At 67.5% G+C, this 25304-nt stretch carries 19 protein-coding genes and 1 pseudogene; 11 read left to right on the top strand and 9 right to left on the bottom strand.

Features of this window, described 5'->3' with window-relative positions:
- The first annotated feature begins 121 nt into the window (after positions 1 to 121).
- On the top strand, positions 122 to 1003 hold the full coding sequence (locus tag A7X97_RS03890; RefSeq protein WP_180884620.1) for a helix-turn-helix domain-containing protein: 882 nt from the start codon (positions 122 to 124) through the stop codon (positions 1001 to 1003).
- 59 nt (positions 1004 to 1062) lie between these two features.
- Positions 1063 to 3306 (top strand): DNA topoisomerase IV subunit A, encoded by a 2244-nt coding sequence (gene parC / locus A7X97_RS03895; protein WP_111007612.1) that lies wholly within the window; start codon positions 1063 to 1065, stop codon positions 3304 to 3306.
- Positions 3307 to 3591: 285 nt separating this feature from the next.
- On the opposite strand, the gene bfr is transcribed toward parC, so the two are convergent.
- Positions 3592 to 4080: a bacterioferritin gene (gene bfr / locus A7X97_RS03900; protein ID WP_072166798.1), complete on the bottom strand. Its 489-nt coding sequence runs from the start codon at positions 4078 to 4080 to the stop codon at positions 3592 to 3594.
- Positions 4081 to 4203: 123 nt separating this feature from the next.
- Here bfr and A7X97_RS03905 point away from each other — a divergent pair, with 123 nt between their 5' ends.
- Positions 4204 to 6531, top strand: coding sequence for a penicillin acylase family protein (locus A7X97_RS03905; RefSeq protein WP_088496945.1), 2328 nt, complete (start codon positions 4204 to 4206; stop codon positions 6529 to 6531).
- A gap of 82 nt (positions 6532 to 6613) precedes the next feature.
- On the opposite strand, the pseudogene A7X97_RS03910 reads toward A7X97_RS03905, so the two are convergent.
- From A7X97_RS03910 to map, 8 genes and pseudogenes are all read right to left on the bottom strand, one after another.
- Positions 6614 to 8001, bottom strand: a pseudogene (locus tag A7X97_RS03910) (cation:proton antiporter domain-containing protein).
- Between the two features lie 101 nt (positions 8002 to 8102).
- Entirely contained in the window at positions 8103 to 9794 is a 1692-nt protein-coding gene (asnB, locus tag A7X97_RS03915) for an asparagine synthase B (RefSeq protein ID WP_072166802.1), read from the bottom strand.
- A 377-nt stretch (positions 9795 to 10171) separates the two neighbouring features.
- Entirely contained in the window at positions 10172 to 11299 is a 1128-nt protein-coding gene (dapE, locus tag A7X97_RS03920) for a succinyl-diaminopimelate desuccinylase (protein ID WP_111007613.1), read from the bottom strand.
- Positions 11296 to 11667 (bottom strand): arsenate reductase, encoded by a 372-nt coding sequence (locus tag A7X97_RS03925; RefSeq protein WP_172412123.1) that lies wholly within the window; start codon positions 11665 to 11667, stop codon positions 11296 to 11298. The genes dapE and A7X97_RS03925 overlap by 4 nt, the downstream gene beginning before the upstream one ends.
- 31 nt (positions 11668 to 11698) lie before the next feature.
- Positions 11699 to 12565, bottom strand: a complete 867-nt coding sequence (locus A7X97_RS03930; RefSeq protein WP_111007614.1) for a hypothetical protein — start codon at positions 12563 to 12565, stop codon at positions 11699 to 11701.
- 2 nt (positions 12566 to 12567) lie between these two features.
- Positions 12568 to 13647, bottom strand: a complete 1080-nt coding sequence (gene dapD / locus A7X97_RS03935) for a 2,3,4,5-tetrahydropyridine-2,6-dicarboxylate N-succinyltransferase (protein ID WP_111007615.1) — start codon at positions 13645 to 13647, stop codon at positions 12568 to 12570.
- The gene (locus A7X97_RS03940; RefSeq protein ID WP_447897401.1) at positions 13647 to 16256 is read right to left on the bottom strand and encodes a [protein-PII] uridylyltransferase; all 2610 of its coding nucleotides are present in this window, start codon (positions 16254 to 16256) and stop codon (positions 13647 to 13649) included. Before A7X97_RS03940 ends, dapD begins: the two co-directional genes overlap by 1 nt.
- Positions 16257 to 16276: 20 nt before the next feature.
- Positions 16277 to 17062: a type I methionyl aminopeptidase gene (gene map, locus A7X97_RS03945; protein WP_032955117.1), complete on the bottom strand. Its 786-nt coding sequence runs from the start codon at positions 17060 to 17062 to the stop codon at positions 16277 to 16279.
- A gap of 230 nt (positions 17063 to 17292) precedes the next feature.
- Here map and A7X97_RS03950 point away from each other — a divergent pair, with 230 nt between their 5' ends.
- From A7X97_RS03950 to tsf, 8 genes are all read left to right on the top strand, one after another.
- Complete coding sequence (locus tag A7X97_RS03950; protein WP_072166807.1) at positions 17293 to 17823, top strand: Csu type fimbrial protein; 531 nt, start codon at positions 17293 to 17295, stop codon at positions 17821 to 17823.
- Positions 17823 to 18572, top strand: coding sequence for a fimbrial biogenesis chaperone (locus tag A7X97_RS03955; RefSeq protein WP_072166808.1), 750 nt, complete (start codon positions 17823 to 17825; stop codon positions 18570 to 18572). Before A7X97_RS03950 ends, A7X97_RS03955 begins: the two co-directional genes overlap by 1 nt.
- A 7-nt stretch (positions 18573 to 18579) precedes the next feature.
- The gene (locus A7X97_RS03960; protein ID WP_111007617.1) at positions 18580 to 20952 is read left to right on the top strand and encodes a fimbria/pilus outer membrane usher protein; all 2373 of its coding nucleotides are present in this window, start codon (positions 18580 to 18582) and stop codon (positions 20950 to 20952) included.
- Positions 20949 to 21986 (top strand): Csu type fimbrial protein, encoded by a 1038-nt coding sequence (locus A7X97_RS03965; RefSeq protein WP_111007618.1) that lies wholly within the window; start codon positions 20949 to 20951, stop codon positions 21984 to 21986. The genes A7X97_RS03960 and A7X97_RS03965 overlap by 4 nt, the downstream gene beginning before the upstream one ends.
- A gap of 42 nt (positions 21987 to 22028) precedes the next feature.
- Entirely contained in the window at positions 22029 to 22355 is a 327-nt protein-coding gene (locus tag A7X97_RS03970; RefSeq protein ID WP_245884942.1) for a hypothetical protein, read from the top strand.
- On the top strand, positions 22355 to 23053 hold the full coding sequence (locus A7X97_RS03975) for a fimbrial biogenesis chaperone (RefSeq protein WP_111007619.1): 699 nt from the start codon (positions 22355 to 22357) through the stop codon (positions 23051 to 23053). The genes A7X97_RS03970 and A7X97_RS03975 overlap by 1 nt, the downstream gene beginning before the upstream one ends.
- Before the next feature lie 219 nt (positions 23054 to 23272).
- On the top strand, positions 23273 to 24079 hold the full coding sequence (gene rpsB, locus A7X97_RS03980; RefSeq protein WP_005408748.1) for a 30S ribosomal protein S2: 807 nt from the start codon (positions 23273 to 23275) through the stop codon (positions 24077 to 24079).
- Positions 24080 to 24204: 125 nt separating this feature from the next.
- Entirely contained in the window at positions 24205 to 25080 is an 876-nt protein-coding gene (gene tsf, locus A7X97_RS03985) for a translation elongation factor Ts (protein WP_053463562.1), read from the top strand.
- The last annotated feature ends 224 nt before the right edge of the window (positions 25081 to 25304 follow it).

Below are 25304 nucleotides of genomic sequence, written 5' to 3' on the forward strand. Positions count from 1 at the left end.
TGGCATCGAATGCTGTGTTGCAGCAGTGGGCTGGATCGGTGAAGGCGCCTACCTTAATGACCTGGTCAGGTGGCCCGGTAGTACAATCCAGCCAATGGATGACACATTTCAGCCAGCAGACATGATGAACAAGGCAGAAATCCCTACTCCCAAACGCCTGCTCAGGGACGAAGCACTGGACTGGTTCGAGCGCAACGACGGTCCCCCGGTGGTCGGTTTCCGTTTCGACAGCCCGCAAGGGCTGGTCCGTGAAGTGGATTGGCATCATCACCAGCGCGCGCAGCTGATCTGCGTCGAGCGCGGCCTTCTGACCACCCGTACCTCGCACGGCACCTGGTCGCTGGCGCCGGGCTCGGCCGGCTGGATGCCACCGCTGGAGCCGCACACGGTCACCCTCGACGGCCCCCTGCGTGGCTGGGGCATGGCGCTGGCGGCTCCGGTCTGTGCCACCCTGCCCTCCGATCCCTGCGTGCTGGGCCTGTCCAAGCTGGCGCAGGCGCTCGCCGAGCGCATCTGTGACTGGCCACCGGGCTACGACACCACCTCCGAACGCCAGCACATCATCGAGGTGCTGGTGGACGAGATCCGCACAGCGCCACGCCAGCGCATGCACTTGCCGATGCCGCATGACCGGCGCCTGCTGAAGATCGCCTCGCAGCTGCTGGCCGACCCGTCCGACGAACGCAGCCTGGCGGAATGGGCGCACTGGGCCGGCCTGTCACCGCGCAGCCTGACCCGCCACTTCCGCGACGAGACCACGCTCAGCTTCGCTCAGTGGCGGCAGCAGGCCCGGCTCTCCGAAGCCCTGCGCCAGTTGACCGATGGCCGCAGCGTCGCCGACATCGCCCATGCACTGGGCTTCAGCAGCGCCAGCGCCTTCGTCACCGTGTTCCGCCGCCACTTCGGGCTGCCACCGGGGCGCTACCTGGCGCGGGCCGGCCACGGCCTGGAAACCGGGCTGGACCCTGCACGCGGCTTGGCATCCCCCGCCGCATCCGGATAATCACAGGATTGCGAGCGGCGACCGCCGTCGCCGCCTCCCGACATAGGTAACAACGCCGCATGACCGAACTTGCCCGCCCCGTGTTCCACGGATTCGAACAACTGCCGCTGCGCGAGTACGCCGAACGCGCCTACCTCGACTACTCGATGTACGTGGTCCTGGACCGTGCCCTGCCGTTCATCGGCGACGGCCTGAAGCCGGTGCAGCGCCGCATCATCTATTCGATGAGCGAGCTGGGCCTGAATGCCGCGTCCAAGCCGAAGAAGTCCGCGCGCACCGTCGGTGACGTCATCGGTAAGTACCACCCGCACGGCGACAGTGCATGCTACGAAGCACTCGTGCTGATGGCGCAGCCGTTCTCGTACCGCTACCCGCTGATCGAGGGCCAGGGCAACTTCGGCTCCAGTGACGACCCGAAGTCGTTCGCGGCGATGCGTTACACCGAATCCAAGCTGACCCCGATCGCCGAAGTGCTGCTGGGCGAACTGGGCCAGGGCACCACCGACTGGGCACCGAACTTCGACGGCACCCTGCAGGAGCCGACCTGGATGCCGGCGCGGCTGCCGCACCTGCTGCTCAACGGCACCACCGGCATCGCCGTGGGCATGGCCACCGACGTGCCGCCGCACAATCTCAACGAGATCGTCAGCGCGCTGCTGCACCTGCTGGACAATCCCGACGCCAGCGTGCGCGACCTGTGCGAACACGTGCAGGGCCCGGACTACCCGTCCAGCGCCGAGATCATCACTGCGGCCAATGACCTGCGCAACATCTACGAGACTGGCAACGGCAGCGTGCGTGCACGCGCGACCTTCACCAAGGAAGCCAGCAACATCGTGATCACGGCGCTGCCGTTCCAGGTGTCGCCTTCGAAGGTGATCGAGCAGATCGCCGCACAGATGCGCGCCAAGAAGCTGCCGTGGCTGGAAGACATCCGCGATGAATCCGACCACGCCAACCCGGTGCGCGTGGTGCTGGTGCCGCGTTCGAACCGCGTCGACGCCGACCAGCTGATGGGCCACCTGTTCGCCACCACGGACCTGGAGCGCAGCTACCGCGTCAACCTCAACGTGATCGGGCTGGACGGCCGTCCTCAGGTGAAGAACCTGAAGATGCTGCTCAGCGAATGGCTGACCTTCCGCAGCAACACCGTCACCCGCCGCCTGCAGCACCGCCTGCAGAAGGTCGAGCGCCGCCTGCACCTGCTGGAAGGCCTGCTGGTCGCCTTCCTCAACCTGGACGAGGTGATCCACATCATCCGTACCGAGGACGAACCGAAGGCGGCGCTGATCGCGCGCTTCGGCCTGTCCGAGGAACAGGCCGAGTACATCCTGGAAACCAAGCTGAAGCAGCTGGCCCGCCTGGAAGAGATGAAGATCCGCGGCGAGCAGGACGAGCTGGCCAAGGAACGCGAGAAGATCCTCGGCATCCTCGACAGCAAGGCCAAGCTGAAGAAGCTGATCCGCGACGAACTGACTGCCGACGCCAGGAAGTTCGGCGACGCACGCCGTTCGCCGCTGGTGCAGCGTCAGGCGGCGCAGGCCATCGACGAGACCGAGCTGGTGCCGAGCGAGCCGATGACCGTGGTGCTGTCGGAGAAGGGCTGGATCCGTGCCGCCAAGGGCCACGACGTCGATGCATCTGCCCTGTCCTACCGTGAAGGCGACGGACTGCAGGGCGCGGTGCGCGCACGCAGCACCCAGCAGGTCGCGTTCCTCGACAGCGAGGGCCGCGCCTACTCGACGCCGGTGCACACCTTGCCCTCCGCGCGTGGCAACGGCGAGCCGCTGACCGGCCGCTTCTCGCCGGCACCGGGCACCAGCTTCGTGACCCTGGCCAGCGCCGAGCCGGACACCCGCTTCGTGCTGGCCTCCAGCCACGGTTATGGCTTCGTCACCCGCTTCGAGAACCTGATCGGCCGCAACAAGGCCGGCAAGGCGATGCTGAACCTGTCGTCCGGCTCGTCGGTGCTCACCCCGTCGATGGTCGCCAACGTGGCCACCGACCGCATCGTGGCGGTGACCAGTTCCGGCAACCTGCTGGCGATCGCCGCCAACGACCTGCCGGAACTGGACAAGGGCAAGGGCAACAAGATCATCGAGATCCCGAAGGCCAAGCTCGCCACCGAACGCGTGGTCGCCATCGTGGCGATCAGCCCGGGGCAGACCCTGCAGGTGCGCAGCGGTCAGCGCACGATGGGGCTGAAGTTCAACGAGCTCGACGCCTACCTCGGCGCCCGCGCCACCCGCGGCCACCTGCTGCCGCGCGGCTGGCAGAAGGTGGAAGGGTTGTCGGTGGAGTGAGGAGCACGGGGGTCGGATCCCTTTCCACCGGAAAGGGCTCTGACCCCGGACACGAAAAAGCCGGGGCATTCCCCGGCTTTTTCGTTGTCGGCTGGCAGGCGGTGGAGCGGCTGGCGGGCGAAGGCTGGCTGGCGGTGCTCCGGTGCTGGCGGGCGACAGAACGCTGTACTTCTTCTGGTACAGCCGACCGCTGGTCGGCTGCATTTCGCAGAGCAGCCGACCAGCGGTCGGCTCTACCGGAACGCAGCCGAGCATTGGCTCGGCTCTACAAAAAGCGGTGCCGGCTCAGTGCGCCGGGGCGCCGGTGCCGTCGATCTTGCTCAGCTGGTACAGCTCCAGGCCGATGCGCTTGATCAGGCCCAGCTGCTGTTCCAGCCACCAGGCATGGTCTTCTTCGGTGTCCTTCAGCTGCGCCAGCAGGATGTCGCGGCTCACGTAGTCGCCCTTCTCCTCGCACAGCTTCATGCCGGCGGCCAGATTGTTCCGAACCGCGTATTCAGTGTCGAGATCCTTCTGCAGCATCTCCTCCACGGTCTTGCCCGGCTCGGTGGCATGCGGGCGCATGTCCGGGTCGCCCCCCAGGAACAGGATCCGGCGCAGCAGCGCATCGGCATGCTGGGTTTCCTCTTCCATCTCGTGGTTCAGGCGTTCGTACAGCGCGAACAGGCCCTGGTCCTCGTAGCGGCGGGAGTGGATGAAGTACTGGTCGCGGGCAGCGAGCTCGCCGCGCAGCAGTTCCTTCAGGCAGGCGATGACGTCCGGGTTGCCTTTCATGGGGGGCTCCTGTGAATCGATGCGGCATAGGGTGCCGCATTTCAAAATACGGTGATCTAATCGGAATCAGTCGCAGTTGCGCCTGCGGCTACAATCGGCCCACGAGTTCGGAAAGGACGTGCGATGCGACGTACATGGCGTTGGGTGCTGGGCGTGTTGGTCGCCATCGTGCTGGTCACCGCACTGGTCCTGTGGCTGCTGCTGCGCGGCAGCCTGGCCGACCTGGACGGCGAGCATGCGCTGCCCGGTCTGGCCAGGCCGGTCACCATCGAGCGCGATGCGCTGGGCGTGGTCACCATCACCGCCACCAGCCAGGCCGACGCGATGCGCGCATTGGGCCGCGTGCATGCGCAGGAACGCTATTTCGAGATGGACCTGATGCGCCGTAGCGCCGCCGGCGAACTGTCCGCACTGTTTGGCCCGAAGGCGATCGATGCCGACAAGCGCATGCGCGTGCATCGGCTGCGCGCGCGCACCGAGGCGAACATGCAGGCTGCGCTGGGCGACAACGTCGACGCCGTGAGCGCCTATGTCGGTGGGGTCAATGAGGGCCTGGCCGGCCTCTCCGTGCGGCCATGGGCCTACCTGCTGCTGCGGCAGTCGCCGCAACCGTGGCAGGCCAGCGACAGCGTGCTGACCGGGCTGGCCATGTACGCCGACCTGCAGGACCCCGGCAACCAGACCGAGCTTGCACTGAGCCGCATCCGCGCAGTGGTGCCGCCGGCGCTGTACGCATTGATCGCCCACGACGGCACGGAATGGGATGCGCCGCTGTTCGGCGAACCCACCGGCAACGCCACGCTGCCCGATGCCAGCCAGCTGGACCTGCGCACGCTGAAGGGAAAGCCGGGCACCGGGCAGGAAGAGGCCGATGTCATCGGCAGCAACAACTTCGCCGTGGCCGGCGCGCTCACCGCCGACGGTCGCGCGATCGTCGCCGACGACATGCATCTCGGCCTGCGCGCGCCGGGTCTGTGGTTCCGCGTGCGCCTGCGCTACCCCGACCCGCAGGCCGCGGGCGGACAGGTCGACGTCACCGGCTTCTCGCTGCCTGGCCTGCCGGCGGTGATCGTCGGCAGCAACGGCCACGTCGCCTGGGGCTTCACCAACAGTTACATAGACACTGCCGATTACCGCACTGAACCAGCCAACGCCGCAGTGACCGTGCATGAAGAGCGGATTGCGGTGGCCGGCCGGGCGGATGTGCTGTTCCCGGTACGCGAAACCGCCTGGGGGCCGATCCTGCACACGCATGCCGATGGCAGCGGCGACGCGCTGCGCTGGGTCGCCCAGCTGCCCGGTGCGGTGCGCCTGGACTTCGGTGACCTGGCCCGCGCCGGTGACCTGGACGCGGCCCTGCAGTTCGCCGACCACGCCGGCATTCCCGCACAGAACCTGGTGGTCGGCGACCGCAGCGGACGCATCGCCTGGCGCCTGATCGGCGCCCGCCCCGACCGCGGTCCGGGCTGCGCGCCGGCCGGCTTCAACGCCGCCCACAACCAGGACTGCGCCCCCTGGCCGATCCGCAGCGACGCCTCGCCGGCATTGATCGACCCACCGAACCATCGCCTGTGGACCGCCAACGGCCGCGTCCTCGACGGCGAGGCACTGGCCAATGTCGGCAACGGTGGTTATGACCTTGGCGCCCGTGCGCGGCAGATCCGCGACCTGCTGGCGATCCAGGAGCGCTTCGACGAACACGACCTGCTGGCGATCCAGCTCGACGATCGCGCGGTGTTCCTGCAGCGCTGGTGGGCGCTGCTGCACGACGTCATCGAACGCAGTGACGACCCTGCACTGAAGCGCATGAAGGAGGCCAGCCATCAATGGGACGGCCGTGCCTCGGCCAGCTCGGTCAGCTACCGGGTGGTGCGTGAGTTCCGTACGCAGGTGATGAAGACACTGTCCGATGCACTGCTGGCACCGGCCAATGCGCAGCTGGGCGATGACTATCTGGAGCCGCGCCTGGCGCAGCTGGAAGGGGTGGCCTGGCCGATGCTGCAGCAGCGGCCGGCCAATCTTCTGCCACCGGCCTTCGACAGCTGGGATGCACTGCTGATCGACGCCGCACGCCGTACCGAGAGCGAGCTGACCAGGCAGGGACCGCTGGCCAAACGGAGCTGGGGCGAACGCAACACCGCGGCGATCTGTCATCCCATCGCACGGGCGCTGCCGGACATCGCCAAACGCTGGCTGTGCATGCCGGCCGACCACCTGCCCGGCGACCGCGACATGCCGCGCGTGCAGACGCCGAACTTCGGCGCTTCCGAGCGCATGGTGGTTTCGCCGGGCCACGAGGCCGACGGCATCGTGCACATGCCCGGCGGCCAGAGTGGGCATCCACTGTCGCCCTACTGGGGTGCCGGCCACGAAGACTGGGTGCATGGCCGGCCGACGCCGTTCCTGCCGGGCAAGGCGCAGCACACCATGACGCTGGTGCCAGCGCGGTAGTGCCGGCCGCTGGCCGGCATCCATGCAGGTGCATCCAGCATCATGAGGTTGCCGGCCAGCGGCCGGCACTACCGTTCAACGCTCAGCCCCTGCGCCGCTCGATCAGGTTCAACAGTGGCCCGGTCATCGCCGTTGTCACCAGCGCCATGATCACCAGCACCGCGAACAGCCGGTCACCGAGCAGGCCAAGTTCGTAACCCAGGTTGAGCACGATCAGCTCCATCAGGCCACGGGTGTTCATCAGTGCACCCAGCCGCCACGCCTCACGGGTGGGCATGCCGGCACTGCGTGCGGCACTGAAGGTGCCCAGCAGCTTGCCGGTCGTCGCTACCGCGATCACCACCACGCACAACAGGACATCGCTGGCCTGCAGCGTATCGGCGCGCATGCGCAGCCCGGTCATGGCGAAGAACAGCGGCAGCAGCAGCGTCACCGCGAACGGTTCGACGCGCGCCATCAGCAGCTCGCGCAACTGCACATTTGACGACACCGCCACGCCAGCCGCGAACGCACCGAACAGCGCATGGATGCCGAGCATCTCGGTGACCAGGGCACTGGCCAGCGACAGCAGCAGGATGCCGAGCAGCCAGCGTCCCTCACGACCCGGCGCGATCTGCTGGCGGGCGAACCACGGCTTCACCAGCCCCAGCATCAGCGCCACGAAGGCGACTACGCACAGCAGGTTGAGGCTGGCCGGCAGCCATCCGCTGGCCTGTGCAGCCGCCACGATCAGCGCCAGCAGGCACCACGCGGTGGCATCACCCAATGCAGCGCAGGCAATCGCGGTCTGCCCCAGTGGCGCCTGCGTGATACCGCGGTCGGCAAGGATACGCAGCAACACAGGGAAGGCCGTGATGCTCATCGATATGCCAACGAAAAGTGCGAATGCGGTGAAGCCCACGCCCTGCGGACCGTGCTGCGGGTACAGCCAGATCGCCAGGGCGACGCCAAGCACAAACGGCACCGCAATGCCGGCATGGCTGACCGTAAAGGCAAAACGCCGGCGTCCACGCAGCGCCGCCAGGTCCAGCTCGGCACCGGCCACCAGCAGGAACATCAGCACACCCAACTGGCTGAGCATGCCCAGCGGGCCCAGCGAGCTGGGCGGGAACAGGGCTCCATGCAGCGGCGGCAACAGGCTGCCGAGCATCAATGGGCCCATCATCAGGCCGGCGGCCATTTCGCCGATCACCGCCGGTTGTCCAAAGTGCTTGAGCAGCGCGCCTGCGCCCTTGGCCACCAGCAACAGCACCAGCAGCTGCAGCAGGAACAGGCCCAGCGGCGACGCCAGATGTGCACCCAGGTGGCTTCGGCCGTGGCCGTGGCGCGGGCAACAGCCTCGGGCGCCGCCGGCCCGGCATAACGGGCCAGCAGCACGCCAGCCAGCAGCGGGACCCCGGCCCAGGCCAGGTAGCGCCATCCCCACTTCGTCGGTGGCGCCGGGCCCCCGCTGTGTACGTCCATGAACATTCCCCAATGTGCAGGGGGGCGATCATACAAAAAGGGGACGGAGGGGATTAAGTCGTTAGTGGCACAAGCGCCCCGGTCCCGCTCCGTCCCTTTTTCGGGGCTTACGCCAGTGCCTGCTCGTGCACGCCAGCGATCGCGCGCCCCGACGGATCTGCAGCTGCGGCGAAGCTGGCATCCCACGCGATCGCCGCCGGCGACGAGCAGGCAATGGACTTGCCACCCGGCACGGTCTCGGCGGCCGCACGGCTCGGGAAGAACTGCTCGAACAGATGACGATAGTAGTAGGCCTCCTTGGTCTGCGGCGGGTTGTGCGGGAAGCGCTTGTCGGCCGCTGCCAGCACACGGTCGCTCACCTGAGCTTCGGCATGCGCCTTCAGCCCGTCGATCCAGCCATAGCCAACGCCATCGCTGAACTGCTCCTTCTGCCGCCACAGGATGCTGTCCGGCAGGTAGCCTTCGAACGCCTCGCGCAACACCGCCTTCTCGATGCGGCGGCCACCAAAGCCCGCACCGACCATCTTGTGCGCGGCGTCGAAGCGCATCGCCACATCGAGAAATTCGCGATCCAGGAACGGCACACGCGGCTCCACGCCCCAGGCCATCATCGACTTGTTGGCGCGCAGGCAGTCGTAGTTGTGCAGCGCGTCGAGCTTGCGTACCAGTTCGTCGTGGAATTCACGCGCATCCGGCGCCTTGTGGAAATACAGGTAGCCACCAAAGATCTCGTCGCTGCCCTCGCCGGAAAGCACCATCTTCACCCCCATTGCCTTGATCCGCCGTGCCAGCAGGAACATCGGCGTCGATGCGCGGATGGTGGTGACGTCGTAGGTCTCGATATGGCGGATCACTTCCGGCAGTGCATCAAGGCCCTCCTCGAACGTGTACTCGAAGCCGTGATGCACGGTGCCCAGCGCTTCGGCGGCGATTGCAGCGGCGGCAAGATCGGGAGAGCCCTTCAAGCCGATCGCGAACGAGTGCAGGCGCGGCCACCAGGCTTCGGTCTGCCCCCCATCCTCGATGCGACGGCGTGCATAGCGCGCGGCCACCGCCGCCACCAGCGACGAGTCCAGGCCACCAGACAGCAGCACGCCGTACGGCACATCGCTCATCAGCTGGCGTTCCACCGCATGCTCGAAGGCCTGGCGCAGTTCGGCCAGATCGGCCTGGCGACCCTGCACGTCAGCGTAGTCGCGCCACGGCTGCTGGTAGTAGCGCACCAGCTCACCGCTGGCACTGTCGAAATAGTGGCCCGGCGGGAACTGCGCGACGTCGGCACAGGTATCGACCAGTGCCTTCATTTCCGAGGCCACTCGCAGACGTCCCTGGGCATCGTGGCCCCAGTACAGCGGCACCACGCCGACCGGGTCGCGCGCCACCAGCACACGACCGGCACCACGGTCCCACAGCGCGAACGCGAAGATGCCGTTGAGCTGCTCCAGCCACTGCGCCGGCGAAGCGCCCTGGCGGTACAGCGCATTGATTACTTCACAGTCCGAACCGGTCTGGAAGTCATAGGCGGTGGTCAGTGCGGCCTTCAGTTGCTGGTGGTTGTAGATCTCGCCGTTGACCGCCAGCGCCAGCTGGCCGTCGGCCGACAGCAGCGGTTGCGAGCCGCCGGCCGGGTCGACGATGGCCAGCCGCTCGTGGACCAGCAGCGCACCTTCGTCAAGATACACGCCGCTCCAGTCCGGGCCGCGGTGGCGCTGGCGCTGCGACAGTTCCAGCGCATGGCGGCGCAGGGCCGGAAGATCGTCACCGGCCTGCAGGCCGAAGATTCCGAAGATCGAACACATGGGGGAGCTCCTGTTGGGGGAATTTCACGGGTGGGAGGGTGTTCGACCGGCCATCCAGGCCCGGGTGGGGCTGCGCCCGGGCACAAAAAAAACCCGCATCGACCGATGCGGGTTTTCTGGTGTCCGGGCGTGTGTTGCTGTCTATCTACCCAGGGCGCAGTCCCGCATCGGCCGCGCACGATTATTCGCGCGCAGATTATTGCGGTAGTTGTTATTGACGGCGGTGGCCAGGCGGATCGACATGGCATCGACCCTACCCCGGTTTCCGGCACGGCGCAACCGTTGCGTTGGCAACCAGGTGAAGGTGTGCCGACCAACGGTCGGCACCCAGCAGTCGGCCCACAGGGGTAGCGCCGGGCCGTGCCCGGTGCCATGCCTCACACCAGCAGCCGCTCCACCAGCCGCTGGTACAGCCCGGGCAGCGCTTCCAGTTCGTCCACGCGCACGTTCTCGTCCACCTGGTGGATGCTGGCGTTGACCGGCCCCACTTCGATGCACTGCGCGCCCAATGGCGCGATGAAGCGCGCATCGGAGGTGCCGCCACCAGTGCTTTCCTCAGGGGCACGACCGATGTGCTCGGCCAGCACCGCGCGCGCGGTGGCGCGCAGCGTGCCTTCCGGGGTGTAGAACGGTTCGCCGCTGCGATGCCACTTCAGCGTGTACTGCAGGGCATGCCGATCCAGCAGAGCGGTGATCTCCGCTTCCAGTTTCGGCGCATCCCAGTGCGGGTTGTAGCGGATGTTGAAATCCACTTCGAGCTCGCCGGGAATCACATTGTTGGCGCCCGTACCGGCATGGATGTTGGAGACCTGCAGGCTGGTCGGCGGGAAACTCTCGTAGCCGTCATCCCAGCGCCGTGCGCTCAACTCGGCCAGGGCGGGCGCCGCCTGGTGGATCGGGTTGCGCGCCTTGTCCGGGTACGCCACATGGCCCTGTACGCCCTGCACCCGCAGCTTGGCCGACAGGCTGCCACGACGACCCACGCGCAGCAGGTCACCGAGCGTCGCGGTCGACGACGGCTCGCCGGTGATGCACCAGTCGATGCGTTGGCCGCGCTCGGCGAACAGCCGTGCGACGTGGCGCACGCCATCGATGGCATCGCCCTCCTCGTCGCTGGTCAGCAGCACCGCCAGCGTGCCGGGGTGATCGGGATGCGCGGCAACGAACTGCTCGGCCGCCACCACGAACGCCGCCACGCTGCCCTTCATGTCGGCGGTGCCGCGACCATACAGCACGCCATCACGGATCGTCGGCGTGAAAGGATCGCTGGTCCAGGCCTCGCGCGGCCCCGTCGGCACCACGTCGGTATGGCCTAGCAGCACCAGTACCGGCGCGCCCTGGCCATGGGTCGCCCACAGGTTGTCGACCTCGCCCAGCCGCAGGTGATCGCACTGGAACCCGGCCTGCTTCAGGCGTGCCGCCAGCAGTGCCTGGCAGCCGGCATCATCGGGCGTCACCGAGGGCCGTGCGATCAGCTCGCAGGTCAGGTCGAGGACCGCGCTCACGCGTCACCCACGCCGAAGCGGGCCTTGAAGCCATTGTCACTGAAACCCTGGCTGACCGTGCCGTCGGCGGTGACCACCAGCGGGCGCTTGATCAGCTGCGGGTACTCGCGCAGCAGCAGCTTCCATTCGGCCTCGGAATCGGCGGCCTTGCGGTTGTCCGGCAGCTGCCGCCAGGTGGTGGAGGACCTGTTGACCATCGCGGCCAGGCCACCCAGCTGCTCAGCCCACGCCAGCAGTGTTTCCGGGCTCGGCTTGTTGTCGCGGTAGTCAACGAAGGTGTACGGCACGCCGAAGCGGTCCAGCCACTTGGTCGCCTTCTTGCAGGTATCGCAGTTCTTCAAACCGTAGACAGTGGTGCTCATGGCCATCTGTGATGCTGGAAAACAGAGGCCCAGAATCTCACAACAGGCGCTCGGACACGACCCGGAACGGTACCCTTGGCAGCCGGAAGGCCAGCCCCTCGTGCAGCGCCACGTCCATCGCCTGCAGGCGCGGGCACTGCAGTTCGCCTTCCAGCTGCAGCGGCTGCAGGCTGTCGACATCCACCGGCAGCGCGATGCGGGTGCTGGCCCAGTGCCGGTCACAGGTGCGCGCAACGGCCTCATCCTGGCAGGTCAGGAAGCGCAGCAGGGCCTGATGGCCACCGAAGGCCCCCCGCCACGCCCCGTCCTCCCAGCCCGCAGCGGCCCGCCACTGCAGGTGCAGGGCAGGCGCACTGCCCTGCCCGCCTTCGATCAGGGTGTGCCCATCGCCATCGGCGCGCACCACATGCTCGAAGCGCGTGGACAGGTGGGGCTGCATGGCATCGCTGAAAGCGCGCGCGCCGGCGACGAAGGCCAGCTGGTCCATCACGTTGCGATCGAACAGCACCACCGGGGCCCCGCCTGGATCATGGTCACGGCGCAGGTACCAGCGCCAGTTGCTCTGCCTTGGCGACGGCATCAAGCAGCGCAACGGTCCCGCCAGCACCGGCCCGAAATGGCCGTGCCGGTAGCTGAGGATGGTGTAAGGCGTGCGTCCGGCATGCACCACGTAGTGGTGGCCCGGCGGAGGCGTTGGCGCGCGCCCTACGTCGACCCACCAGCTCACGTACACCACGTCGCGCACATCGCTGGCCAGCACCGGCATCGGCCAGCGCCGCGACAGCGCGCGGCGCAACCGGGTCCAGCGCGGGGCGTGCAGCAGGCGCGGCAGCATCCGCCCGAACAGGGTGCCGGACGGATGCCGGTAGATCGCGGACGTCGCCAGATCCTCCGGCGCAGTCATCTTCAGTCGGCCAGGCCGCGCAGCAGGTCGTTGACGCTGGTCTTGCTGCGGGTCTTGGCATCAACCTGCTTGACGATCACCGCGCAGTACAGCGAATGGGTACCGTCCTTGCTCGGCAGCGAGCCGGACACCACCACGCTGTACGGCGGGATGTAGCCGTAGCTGATCTCGCCGGTGGCACGGTTGTAGATGCGGGTGCTCTGGCTGAGGAACACGCCCATGCCGATCACGCTGTGGTGGCCGACCACCACGCCTTCCACCACTTCCGAACGCGCACCGATGAAACAGTGGTCCTCGATGATGGTCGGGCTGGCCTGCAGCGGCTCCAGTACGCCGCCGATGCCGGCACCGCCGGACAGGTGGCAGTGCTTGCCGATCTGCGCGCACGAACCCACCGTGGCCCAGGTGTCGACCATGGTGCCTTCGCCGACGTAGGCGCCGATGTTGGTGAAGCTCGGCATCAACACCACGTCCTTGCCGAAGTACGAGCCGCGGCGGGCAATCGCGCCCGGCACCACGCGCACGCCGCTCCGGCGGAACTTCGCTTCGTCGTAGCCGGCGAAGCGCGATTCGACCTTGTCCCAGAACGGTGCCGGTCGTGCATCGACCACCGCCATGTCGTTGACGCGGAAATACAGCAGCACGGCCTTCTTCAGCCACTCGTTGACCTTCCAGCCGCCCTGGCCGTCCGGCTCGGCGACGCGGAATTCACCGCTCTCGAGACCGTCGATCACGCGGTTGACCAGCGGCCTGGTCGAGCCTTCCAGCTCATGCAGGGTCAAGGTGGCGCGGCGCTCGAAGGCGCTCTCGATGCCGAACCTGAGTTCTTCCACGCCGGGTGCCGACGGCTTGCGCAGCGACTTGCGGGCGATGGTTTCGGCGCGGACGGCTTCGGCGCTCTTGGCCGGGGCCGACTTCTTCACAGCACGCTTGACCGCAGCCGTTTTCTTCGCCGGGGCCTTCACCGCGGCGGCCTTCTTCGGCGCAGTGGCCTTCTTTGCGGCCGGTGCGGCTGCAGCAGGTTTCCGGGCCGCTGCGCTCTTGGGGGTCGCGGCGGTCTTCTTGGCGGGCTTGGTGGCCATCAGGCGGGGTCTCCGGCGTTTCGATCAGGGTCCAGGCAGGCCAGCATTGCGTCATGCAGCTGCTGCCGGGCAGGTTCAGTCAGGGGGAGGTCGTGTTCGTCACTGATCACGAAGGTGTCTTCGGCGCGCTCGCCGAACGTGGCAATGCGCGCATCATGCACGCGCAGGCCCTGGTTGCGCAGCACGAACGCCACATCGGCCAGCAGGCCGGGACGGTCGGGAGCGACCAGGGCAAAACGGGTTGCGCCCGGTTCATCGCGGAACTCGATGCGCGGGGCGAAGCGGAAGTGCCGCAGTTGCCGCGGTACCACACGGCGCGACGGCCGCAGGCGCGACAGGTCACCACTGAGTGCCTCGCGCAGCGCCGCCTCCAGGTTGGCACTGCTGCCATCGGCAAACGTGTCGGCCGGGTTCACTTCGAAGGTATCGAAGATGGTATCGGCCGGACCGTCCAGCACGCGTGCGCGGTGAATGCCATAGCCCTTGCGGTCCAGGGTCATCACGATCGCGGCGAACAGGCCGTCGCGGTCGGGCGAGTGCACGAACACTTCCAGCGCCGGGTCATCCACACTGATCCGGCGCACCTTCACCAGCACCTGGCCCTGCTTCACCGGCACCAGCGCGGCTGCCTGCCAGGCCAGCTGCTCGGGGCGCAGACGAATGAAGCCCTCATCCGGCATCACCGCGAACTGGCGATCGATGGTGGCGTCGTCGTAACCCTGCTCGCGCACCAGTGCGCGCACGCTGTCACGTGCCTCGGCCACGCGTTCGGCGGCCGGTACCGGATGCTCCAGCCCCTCGCGCAGCGCGCGCCGGGTGGCGAAGTACAGGTCGGCCAGCAGGCGGTCCTTCCAGGCATTCCACAGCTTCGGGCTGGTGCCGGCGATGTCGGCACAGGTCAGCAGGTACAGGTAGTCCAGGCGGTCGCGGCTGCCGACCAGGGTGGCGAAGCGATGGATCACTACCGGATCGGCGATGTCCTGCTTCTGCGCGGTCACCGACATGCGCAGATGCTGTTCGACCAGCCATGCCACCAGCTCGGTATCGGTGCCACTGAGCGCATGCGCCTGGCAGAACGCACGCGCGTCCACCGCACCCAGCTCCGAGTGGTCGCCGCCGCGGCCCTTGGCGATGTCATGGAACAGGCCGGCCAGCAGCAGCAGTTCCGGCTTGCGCAGGCGGGGCCACACTTCGTGCGCGATCGAGAAGCGTTCGTCGGCACGGCTGCTGGCGAACTGGCCGATGTTGCGCAGGACCATCAGCGTGTGCTGGTCGACCGTATAGACATGGAACAGGTCGAACTGCATGCGCCCGCTGACCTGGGCAAACGCGGGGATCCACTGGCCAAGCACACCCAGCCGCGCCATGCGCGAAAGCGTGTCGACCGGACGCTGGCCGCGCAGCAGGGACAGGAACTGCTCGCGTGCATCGGCATCGGCCTGGTCGTAGGCCGGCAACAACGGCAGCGCTTCGGCCAGCGCGCGCGCGGTCAGCGAATGCAGGCCTCGCACCTGTGGATTGTTGGCCCAGCTGGAAAACAGGGCGAACACCTGGCCGATGTCACCGCGCGGCCAGTCGGCCTCGTTGGCGGCCAGGTAGCCGCGGCGCAGGGAGAAGCCCACGGTCAGCGGTTCCGGCTGGGCCTCGCCATCGAACTGTTCCTCGAAGCGCTGCAGCAGGCGGTCGCTTATCCGGCGCACCACCAGCGCGGCGCGGTAGAAGCCCTGCATCATTTTCTCGACACCGAGATTCTCGGCATCGTCTTCGAAGCCCAGGCGCGCGGCCAGGGTCTTCTGGTAATCGAAGCGCAACCGTTCTTCCGGGCGGCGCGCGACCAGGTGCAGGCCGAAGCGCAGCCGCGCCAGCACCGCACGCTCGCGCTTCAGCGCAGCCGCTTCGTCGGCACCCAGGTGGCCCAGGCCGACCAGCGCTTCCAGGTCGCGTACGCCGAAGGCGCGCAGCGCCATCCAGCCCAGCGTGTTGAGATCGCGCAGGCCGCCGGGACCATCCTTGAGATCCGGCTCCAGGTTGTCGGCAGTGTCGCCGAAGCGCTGGTGGCGGTTGCGCAGCTCTTCCAGCTTGGCCAGGAAGAAGGCACGCGCCGGCCACAGCTCACGGTCGTCGATGGCCTCGCGCAGCGCACGGCGCGCCGCATCATCGGCCAGGATCGGACGCGCCTCGATCAGCGCGGTCAGCACGGTCTGGTCAGCCGCCGCCTCGCGGCACTGCAATGCAGAACGCACCGCATGGCTGACCGCCAATCCGCAGTCCCACAGCAGCGCGAACAGGCGTGCCAATGCCGCTTCGTGCGCCCGTTGTGCGGGCGGGTCGCCGAACACCAGCAGGTCGATGTCCGAACGCGGAAACAGTTCACCCCGGCCATAGCCACCGACCGCGAACAGCGACAGGCCGCTGTCGGCCGGCAGGCAACGCTGCCAGGCCAAGCGGATCAGATGGTCCGCCGCGCGCGCCCGCAGCGCCAGCAGGCGCTCGATGTTGTCGCCCTGGTCGAAGCGGCGATACAGGCGCGCGTCGGCCTGCTGCAGCGCCTGGCGCGCGGCAGCAGCCCAATCCGGGTCGTTGAGCGACGCGGCCGGCGTGTCCAGCAGCGAACTCGCCGGCAGCATCGTCAGGAGACCTGCGACTCGCCCGGCGACAGCGTCAGCACGTCGACGCCGGTCTCAGTGACCGCGACCATGTGCTCCCACTGCGCCGACAGCTTGCGGTCCTTGGTCACCACGGTCCAGCCATCCGGCAGCACCTTGTTGTAGCGGGTACCCTCGTTGATCATCGGCTCGATGGTGAAGGTCATGCCCGGCTGCAGCACCAGGCCCTGGCCCGGGCGGCCGTAGTGCACCACCTGCGGCTCGTCGTGGTAGACCTTGCCGATGCCGTGGCCGCAGTACTCGCGCACCACGCTGAAACGCTCGCCTTCGGCATAGCTTTGGATGGCATGGCCGATGTCGCCCAGGGTGGCGCCCGGGCGCACCGCGCGGATGCCGCGCCACATGGCTTCGTACGTGGTTTCCACCAGGCGGCGCGCCATCACCGACGGGGTGCCGACGAAGTACATGCGGCTGGTGTCGCCGTGCCAGCCGTCCTTGATGACGGTGACGTCGATATTGATGATGTCGCCATCCTTGAGCACCTTCCCTTCGCTGGGGATGCCGTGGCAGATGACATTGTTGACCGAGGTGCACACGGTCTTCGGGAAGCCGCGGTAGCCGACGTTGGCCGGAATCGCGCCCTGCACGTTCACGATGTGGTCGTGGCAGATGCGGTCCAGTTCCTCGGTGGTGACACCGGGCTTGACGTGGGGGGTGACGATGTCGAGCACTTCGCTGGCCAGGCGGCCGGCGATGCGCATCATCTCGATTTCCTGCGGGGTTTTCAGATTCACGCTCATGGCACCCATTATCGCCGATCCGGCCGCAATCTGAACGAACGCCACCCAACTGCCGATCCGGGTGATGCACGGTTCCGGCAAGGAAAGTGAAAGCGTGATGGTCTCCGCTATTTCGTCTGCCTAATTATCACGGATTACAGACACTTACGCCTCCTAAGCTGGATCCACCGTCGTCAAAGCGGCACCGAACGTGCCGTCTTCGCCTTGTTCAACGGACCTTCGGGTCAGGGAGGTTGTTCATGCGATCCCCAGTTCGATCCCCGCTGGCATGGGCCGTGGCCGGGTTCCTGCTGTCCAGCCCGGCACTGGCCGCCGACACCACCACCTTCAATGTCACCCTGGTGGTCACCAAGGCCTGCACCATCACGGCGGCGGCGGCCACCAACGTGGACTTCGGCACCGCGGCATCAACCACCACCACGCCCACCCTGGGCCAGGGCACGGTGACCGCCCAGTGCTCGGCACTGACGCCCTACACGATTGCACTGAATGCGGGCGCCAATGCCAGCACCGCCAACGACGTCACCACCCGGCGGATGAAGAACACCAATGCGGCGGTGACCGCCAACAACTATGTCGGCTACCAGCTCTACCAGGATGCCGCACATACCCTGGTCTGGGGCGCCACAACCGGCACCAACACCCAGGCCGGCATCGGCACCGGCCTGGCCGTGCCCTACATCGTCTACGGCCAGATCCTGAACCTGAGCACCAACAACCCGGCCGCCGGTAGCTACCTGGATACGGTTACCGCCACGATCACCTATTGATGGAGCACGCCCGCATGGCCGGATCCCGCCCGTGGCGCGCCACCGGCGTGGCGCTGCTCGCCCTGTACCTGCTTGCCATCGCGGCCGCCGGCGCCACCAGCCTGCAGGTGGCCCCGACCAGCCTGCAGCTGGAAGCCCGCCAGCGTGCCGGCGAATTGTGGCTGACCAACAGCGGCACCTCGCCGGTGAAGCTGCAGGTACGCGTGTTCCGCTGGGTGCAGCAGGACGGCCAGGAACAGCTGCTGCCCACCGATGCGTTGATGGCCACCCCGCCGATGCAGGAACTGGCCGCCGGACAGCAGCAGCTGGTGCGGGTCATGCGTGCGGACAAGGAACCGCCAGCGGCACAGCAACATTACCGCCTGATCGTTGACGAGGTGCCCGACCTGGCCATCCGCGCGGGTGGCATGCAGTTCGTCCTGCGCTATTCGATCCCGGTGTTCGTGCAGCCCTCGGCCGGCACGCTGGCGCCGCAGCTGCAGGCCCGGCTGGTAAAGCTGGCGGACGGCCGCAACGGCGTCGAAGTAGCCAATTCGGGCAACAGTTACGCTCAGATCGCCGATCTCGCGCTGGGCAGCGCCACGCGCCCACGCATCGTCCATCCCGGGCTGCTGGGCTACGTACTGCCCGGCCAGGTGATGCGCTGGCCGATCGAACGCACGGCGATCGACCGCGACAACGACCAGATCACGGCCAAGCTCAATGGCGAGTCGGAACAGACGCCACTGTCGCCCCCACCGGCTCGCTGAGGCCATGATGGGCGCGTTGCTGGCTGCCCTGGTTCCCGCGGCGACCGAGGCCGCCGATGTGTCCGGCGTGGCCACGGCGGCTGATGTATCCGGCGTGTCGGCCGATGCGATCCTGCCCCCCCCCACCCCGCTGACCGCCAGCCAGACGCTGTACCTGGATGTGTCGCTCAACAGCACGCCGCGCGGCCTGCTGCCGTTCATCGAGAACCGTGGCCGGCTGCAGGCCAGCCCCGAAGTGCTGCGCCAGCTCGGCTTCAACGCCAGCGGCGATGCACCGGTCTACCTGGACCAGATCAGCGGTGCGGTGGTGCGCTACGACGCCCACATGCAGACCCTGGCGCTGGACGTGCCGCTGGACCAGCTGACACTGCCCACCACCGTGCTCAGCCGCCCGCAGACGCGCGCCCCCACCGGCAGCGCCTCGCCCGGCGTGCTGCTCAACTACAACGTCTACGGCAGCCGGGTGGACACGCTCGGCAACCTCAGCCTGAGCTCGGAGCTGCGCGTATTCGGTATCGGCAATGGCACTTTCGAGAACACCGCCATCAGCCGCCGCTACCAGCAACCCGGCGACCGCCATTGGCGCGGCGAGAGCGTGCGCCTGGACACGCGCTGGAGCCTGGATTTCCCCGATAGCGCAACGACCCTGGAGATCGGCGATTTCTACAGCGGGTTCGTCGACTGGACCCGCCCCGTGCGCCTGGGTGGCCTGCAGATCGGCCGCAACTATGGCCTGCAGCCCTACCGCGTGCTGACGCCCACGCCGAGTTTCCTCGGCCAGGCCGTGGTGCCCTCCACGGTCGAGCTGTATGTCGATGGCCTGCGCCAGTACAGCGGGCAGGTGCCGGTCGGTCCCTTCCAGCTCGCAGCACAGCCCGGCATCAGCGGCACCGGCAACGCGCAGGTGGTGGTGACCGACGCATTCGGCCGCATGCAGACGCTGGACTTCAGTTTCTACGGCACCCAGCAGCTGCTGGCCAAGGGCCTGTCGGACTGGTCAGTCGGCGTCGGCCACCTGCGCCGGGATTTCGGCGAGCGCTCCTTCGCCTATGACGATCGCACGGTGGCCAGCGCCAGCTGGCGCGGCGGTGTCACCGACACGTTCACCGGCGAGGCGCATGCCGAAGGCGGCGGCGGCCTGGCCCAGGGCGGCATTGGCGGCTGGTGGTTGCTCGGCGCCGCCGGCGTGTTCAATGCCGCCTATGCGCACAGTGACTACCACGGCCTGCAGGGTGGGCAATGGGCGCTGGGCTACAGCTGGAACAACCGTCGCTTCAACGTCAATCTGCGCAGCGTGCGCAGCCACGGCGACTACCGCGACCTGGGCGCGCTGCAGGGCAACCTGCCACCAAGCATCAGCGAGCAGGCCACGGTCGGCCTGGACCTGCTGCGGCTGGGCACGCTCAGCGCCAGCTATCTGCGCCTGCGCTACCCCGACGGCGACGACAACCGCTATGCCAGCCTGTTCTGGTCGCGCACCTGGAGCCAACGCTGGTCGGCCTACCTGTCGGTGAACCAGAACCTGGACCGCAGCGATGACCGCAGCATCTACCTGTCGATGACTGCCAGCCTGGGCAACAATCGCCAGGCCAGCCTCTCCAGCCAGCGCAACGGCGACAGCCAGAGCTGGGTCGCGGACGTGACCCAGCCGGTGCCCGGCGATGGCAGCGCCGGCGGCGTCGGCTGGCGCGCGCAGCTGCGCCACGGCGAGGACGGCAACGGCGGCCTGGCCGAGGTCGGCATCCTCAACGATGTCGGCCGCTATTCTTTCGGTGCCTCCCGCCAGGGCGGGCTCAACTATGCCTACGCCAGTGCCAGCGGCAGCCTGGTGTGGATGGGCGGGCACGCCTTCGCCACGCGCGAGGTATCCGATGCGTTCGCGGTGATCAGCACCAATGGCGTCGGCGGCGTCCCGGTGCGGCTGGAGAACCGCTTGATCGGTGTCACCGACGATCGCGGCCTGTTGCTGGTCAGTCCGTTGCTGTCCTGGCAGCGCAACCGGGTCTCGATCGACACCCTGGACCTGCCCGAAGACATGCGTGCCGACCGCATCGAGGACTGGGTCACGCCGCGCCAGCGCGCCGGCACCCGCGTGACCTTCCAGCTGCGTTCGCGGTCGTCACTGAGCCTGACCCTGCTGGCGATGGACGGCCAGCCTCTGGAGGCGGGCAGCGAGGTGCAGCTGCCTGACGGTCGCCAGGCCACGGTCGGCTACGACGGCCTGCTCTATCTGGAAGACGTCGCCGCCGGCAGCGTGCTGTACGTCACCACCAGCCATGGCCCGTGCCGGGTGAAGGTACCGGACCTGCCCAAGGTGGTGGCGTCCGGTGCCCGCCCGAAGCCGGCACCGCAGCAGTGCATTCCGGAGGTGGCGCCATGAAGGTGCTGCTGCTCGTCCTGCTGCTGTGGGCCGGCCTGCTGGCAGCGGCGCCGGCCGGTGCCACTGCGGTCTGCACGGCGGTCGCCGATCCGACCCTGCCGTTCGGCAACATCAACAGCAATGCACCCGGCCCGAGCACGGCCAACCTCAACATCACGGTGACCTGCACCACCGCCGCGCTGAGCCTGTTGGCCACCACCGGCGTGCGCGTCTGCGTGGGCATCGGCGCAGGCAGTGGCGGCGGCAGCAGTTCCACGTCCCGCACGATGGCCACCTCCACCAGCGACACGGTGAATTTCCAGCTATATAACAACGCCAGCTTCGGCCAGGTCACTGGCCTGGTCCCGCGCGGCACGCCGCCAGCGCAGGAGCTGACCATGAGCTACAACGTACCGCTGCTGACCGGCGGCAGTGGTGCGCAGACTGTGCAGCTGTTCGGTCAGATTCCGGCCAACCAGGTCCTGGCCTCCGGCGCGTACAGCAGCACCTTCAGCGGCGCCAGCGTGGTGCTGACCTGGGCCTGGAACGAAGTCCTGCTCGGCACCGCCACCGTTCCCGCCACCTGCAACGGCGGCGCCACCGGTACCAACAGCGCGAGCGCGGCCTTCAGTTTCACCGCCACCGCCAACGTGCTGCCGCAATGCGGCAGCTACGTCACCACCAACATGAATTTCGGCAACGTCACCGGCGGCATCCCGGCCAACATCGACCAGACCGCCACCCTGACCCTGACCTGCCTGAAGAACACCGCCTTCCAGGTCGGCCTGAACAACGGCCAGAACAATCCCGCCGCCACCACCACCCGGCGCATGGCCACCACCATCGGCAACAGCACCTATTACCTCCCCTACGAGCTGTACCGGGATCCGGCACGAAGCCAGCGCTGGGGCAACACCCTGACGGTTGACACGGCCAGCAGCACCGGCACCGGAAGCGCACAGCAGCTGACCATCTACGGCCGGGTACCGCCGGTCACCGGCCAGCCCCCGGCCGGCACCTACAACGACCTGGTGACGGTGACGATCACCTACTGACCTGCGTGCCGACCAACAGTCTGCACCCACCGGACGAAGGCCGTGCCGAGCGCGGGCTCGGCGCTACAGTTGCGGCGCATCCAGCCGATACCGCGCAGCAAGATCTTTCAGCACGGTGGGCAGGTGATTCGCGCATTTCTGATCGGGGCGATGCTGGTCGCCAGCACGCCGGCCCGCGCCGAACCGCGCAGCAGCACGCTGCAGATCCGGCTGACCGTGGTCGAATCCTGCAGCGACGATGCCGGCGCTCCCCGTTGCGCGGCGCCACACCAGCGCAGTGACGACCCCAAGGTGCCGCCCCAGGTCCGCGACCTCGCACCACCGACGACAGACGACAGCGCAATGCCCTCCGTGACCCTCATCTACTGATGCGCGCGCTGCTGATCCTGCTTGGACTGCTGCTGGCGCAGCCCTCGGCGGCGCTGGAGCTGTTGCCGACCACCCTGCAGCTACCCGCCGAAGGCGGCCGCGCCGAACTGTGGCTGCGTAATCCGGGGCCCGGCCGCTGGCAGGGCCAGGTGCAGGTGCTGGCCTGGGAGCAGCAACTGGACGCCGAACGACTGCAGCCCAGCGACCGGATCCGGGTCAGCCCTGCGCGGCTGGACCTGCCCCCTGGCAGCACCCAGCGCGTCTGGCTGCTGCCAGGCGGTCCGCCAGCATCCGTGGGTGAACAGGCCTATCGGATCGTACTGGCGCCGGCCTTGCCGGGATTGCCCCGCTACTCGCTGCCGTTGTTCCGCGGCCCAGCGGCGCCAGCGCTGCATGCCCGGTTGCAGGCCCGCGTCGAGGCACATGGGCCTCAGGCCATGCTGCGACTCAGCAATTCCAGTACGCTGCATGGCCGCCTGCACGATCTGCAGTTCATAGCGACCGACGGCCAATCGTCGCTGCTGGTGGCCGGGCTCGCCGGCTATATCCTCGCAGGCCATGAACGCCGCTGGCCCCTGCCCGCCCGCCCCGATGGCTATGTGGGCGGCCACTTCCGGGCCCGTCTGCAGGACGGCCGCGAGGTCGATCTGGCCGCATCTGACCCTGCAATTGCAGCGGACGCCCCCAGCGGGCTATAATCGACCGGATTCCTGCCGCCAGCGTGCGCGGGAGCCCGTCCACACCGGACGTCACCGGTGAATCCACACCTGCTGCCCCCATCCGTGCCGGGGTGCTCCGCGAGGAGTTCGGCCACGGAGGCAACAGGGAAGCCCAACCCCGGAACCGATCGCGCTTCCACGCGTCCCGCATACCTATCCCGCGGGCGGAATCGCTGGTTCCATATCAGGAGTATTGCAATGCCCCAGGTCACCATGCGTCAGATGCTGGAAGCCGGCGTCCACTTCGGCCACCAGACCCGCTACTGGAACCCGAAGATGGCTCCGTACATCTTCGGCGCCCGCGGCAAGATCCACATCATCAACCTGGAAAAGACCGTCCCGCTGTTCAACGATGCGATGAACTTCATCTCGTCGGTTGCCCAGAAGCGCGGCACCGTCCTGTTCCTGGGCACCAAGCGCAGCGCCCGCGAAACCATCAAGGAAGAAGCCGAGCGTTGCGGCATGCCGTTCATGAACCAGCGTTGGCTGGGCGGCACCCTGACCAACTTCCGTACCGTCAAGCAGTCGGTTGCCCGCCTGAAGGAACTGGAAGCCGGTGAAACCGACGGCACCTTCGAGAAGCTGGTCAAGCACGAGGTGCTGGGCCTGCGTCGCGAGCGCGACAAGCTGGAAGCCTCGCTGGGCGGCATCAAGGACATGAACCGCCTGCCGGACGCCATCTTCGTGATCGACATCGGCCACGAAGACATCGCGATCAAGGAAGCCAAGAAGCTGGGCATTCCGGTCATCGCCGTGGTCGACACCAACTACAACCCGGAACTGGTGGACTACGCCATCCCGGGCAACGACGACGCCATCCGCGCTGTGCAGCTGTACGCCCGCGCCGCTGCCGACGCCGTGCTGGAAGGCAAGGCCGCTGCGCCGCACGCCGCTTCGGTGCGCGAGGAAGAGTTCGCGGAAGCCGCTGCTGAAGGCGAAGAGAAGCCGGCCCGCCGCGCTCCGGCCAAGAAGGCTGCCAAGAAGGGCGACGACGCCCAGGCCTGATCCAGGCCCCGGGTGGACGCCCGGCGTCCACCCTCCCTGCACGCAGCCCCTGGCGCGTGACAGGACCGTGTCACACGGGCCGGCCACCATGCCGGCCCAACCCCTTTCTTTCGTGAGGTAATCCCGTGGAAATCACTGCTTCCCTGGTCAAGGAACTGCGCGAGCGCACCGGCGCCGGCATGATGGAATGCAAGAAGGCGCTTACCGAAGCCAACGGCGACATCAACGCCGCTGCTGAAGCCATGCGCAAGTCCGGCGCTGCCAAGGCCGACAAGAAGGCTGACCGCGTGGCCGCCGAAGGCCGTCTGGGCCTGGCCCAGGACGGCGGCAAGGCCGTGCTGGTCGAAGTCAACTCGGAAACCGACTTCGTCGCCAACGATGACAACTTCAAGTCCTTCGTCAACGCCGTCGCCGCCGCTGCCCTGGCATCGGGCGCCAATGACGTCGAAGCCGTGAAGGCCGCCACGCTGGCCGACGGCCGCACCGTAGAAGAAGCCCGCGCCACCGCCGTGCAGACCCTGGGCGAGAACATCCAGATCCGCCGCATGGTCAAGGTCGACACCACCGGCAACATCGGCGCCTACGTCCACACCAACGGCAAGGTTGGCGTGCTGGTCGACCTGATCGGCGGCGACGTCGAGCTGGCCCGTGGCCTGGCGATGCACGTGGCCGCGCTGAAGCCGCCGCACAACAAGGCTGCGGACGTTCCGGCCGAGTTCGTCGAAAAGGAAAAGGAAATCGAGCTGGCCAAGATGACCGAGAAGGACAAGGCCAAGCCGGCCGACATCCTGGAAAAGATCATCAGCGGCAAGATCAACAAGATCGTCAGCGACGTGACCCTGTACGGCCAGACCTACGTGCTGGGCGACACCACCGTCGAGCAGGTGGTCAAGGCCGCTGGTGCGGACGTGGCAGGTTTCAAGCTGCTGATCGTCGGCGAAGGCATCGAAAAGGTGGTGGAAGACTACGCCGCCGAAGTTGCCAAGGCGATGCAGGTCTGATTCCAGCCCTCCGGCTGTGAAGCGACCAGAAGGAGCCGCGGGAAACCGCGGCTCTTTTTTTATGCATGGGCCCAGGGATTAACCCATGGCCCATCGGTGGGTGCGCACCGTTGGTGCGCACAACCGGCACCTTTGCGTTGCGCTCGAATCAAGCCGATACTCAGTCGCAGGGAATCCTCAGTCACTTAGCAGGAACGAAAATCGCGGACTGTGATGCATTCCTA

It is taken from the genome of Stenotrophomonas sepilia, from assembly GCF_003244875.1.
GTDB classification, from domain to species: Bacteria; Pseudomonadota; Gammaproteobacteria; order Xanthomonadales; family Xanthomonadaceae; genus Stenotrophomonas; species Stenotrophomonas sepilia.